Origin of the sequence: Adlercreutzia sp. ZJ473 (assembly GCF_013185065.1) — a bacterium.
Classification (GTDB): Bacteria; Actinomycetota; Coriobacteriia; order Coriobacteriales; family Eggerthellaceae; genus CAAEEV01.
Genome location: NZ_JAAVTO010000116.1, coordinates 1 through 1,478 on the forward strand (window position 1 = coordinate 1; position 1,478 = coordinate 1,478).

The following is a 1,478-nucleotide window of genomic DNA, read 5'->3' on the forward strand; positions in this document are numbered from 1 at the left end:
GGTTGTGTACCGATTGTTGGTGTCATGACTGCGTTTGGGAGGTGCGGGCTTTAGCCCGCCCGAGCAAACGCAGCACTGCCCAGAACTAACTACATATTACACTATTGACATCATGCCGCCCTTCCGAGTTTCTCCTCGATTGCTGTTGTAACGCATACCCTTGCCTTCTCTATGATGTCGTTAGGAATGGGTTTAAGGCTCGTCTCAGACTTAACCACGTCCTTAAGCGATGACGCATCCATAAACTTCGCATCGAGCCACTCCTCGTTGACATCGGTGAGCACTGCCCCCACCAGGCGCATCATCGAGTCGACCGACGGAAACACGCCTACGACTTTGGTCCGTCGCTTTATCTCCTCGTTAGCACGCTCTTGCACGTTGTTTGTCCGCAGGCGGATGTGGTGCTCATACGGGAAGTCGAGATAAGCCAGCGCGTCAGCTTCGGCATCGTCGAGAAGCTCACCCGCATGCCCCTTGAGCTGCGCGATGCGCTCTGTTGCCTGACGGTAAGCAGCGCGCACGAGTTGCGGGTCGCGCTCAGCGAAGACGGCCTTCATGGCCGCCGTGGCGATAGCCTTATCCTCTTTCTTGGAAAACCAGCCCGCCACGTTACGCTCAAGGTGAACAATGCAGCGCTGCCACGCCGCCCCCTGGAACACCTCGGCTATCGCCTGGACCAATCCGGTGTGGCCGTCAGAGACCACGCACTTGATGCCTTTGATGCCGCGCTTGCGCAGGTTCCTCAAAAACGCTTTCCACGAGACCGCAGACTCAGTGTCTACCACGTCGAATCCGACGAATTGGCGCGAGCCGTCCGCTCCACATGCTATGGCGGTGACTACGCCCTTAGACTGGACATGACCTTCGTCGCGGCAGTTGAGGTAGGTGGCATCAAGCCACAGGTACGGAAAATTCATTCCCTCGAAGCGGCATGTGTTTAGAGCTGCGACCTCCTCGTCGAGATCGGCAGTCATGCGTGAGATACGCGAGGGGCTTAGCGAGCCGAACTTCAGCGCGTCGGCGGCCTTCTCAATCTTGCGCGTGGACAGGCCGCGCACATAGACCTCCTTCACGATGCCGACCATTGCCCGGTCGACGCGCGAGTAGGGCCTGATCAACTCGTCGGGAAAGTAGGTGCCCTCCCGAAGCTTGGGGATTCTCATCGTTATCTCGCCGAGCACGGTCAGGAGCCTGCGCTCGCGATAGCCGTTGCGTCGGTTGCCCTCGCCGCAGATCTCGTCTGCCTGCCAGTCCATTATTTGATTGATCATCATCTCGAGCCTGCGACGCATCATTTCATTGATGTCAATGGTCCCATCCTCGCAAAATGGAAGGTTTTCCAGCGCTCCCTTATCCTGTAAAGTGTCCATGGTGGCCGTTGCCTTTCTGATGAATCGGTTACTTTCGCAAAAACGATTCTAGGCAATGGCCACTTCTATCTCAAAGCGACTCCTGACACCAACTTTCGGCACGCGATC

General features: G+C 56.9%; 1 protein-coding gene. It reads right to left on the minus strand.

The window, feature by feature from the left end:
- Positions 1-110 precede the first annotated feature (110 nt).
- Positions 111-1,370 (minus strand): IS256 family transposase, encoded by a 1,260-nt coding sequence (locus tag HRL41_RS11895; RefSeq protein WP_172137204.1) that lies wholly within the window; start codon positions 1,368-1,370, stop codon positions 111-113.
- Positions 1,371-1,478: the final 108 nt, after the last annotated feature.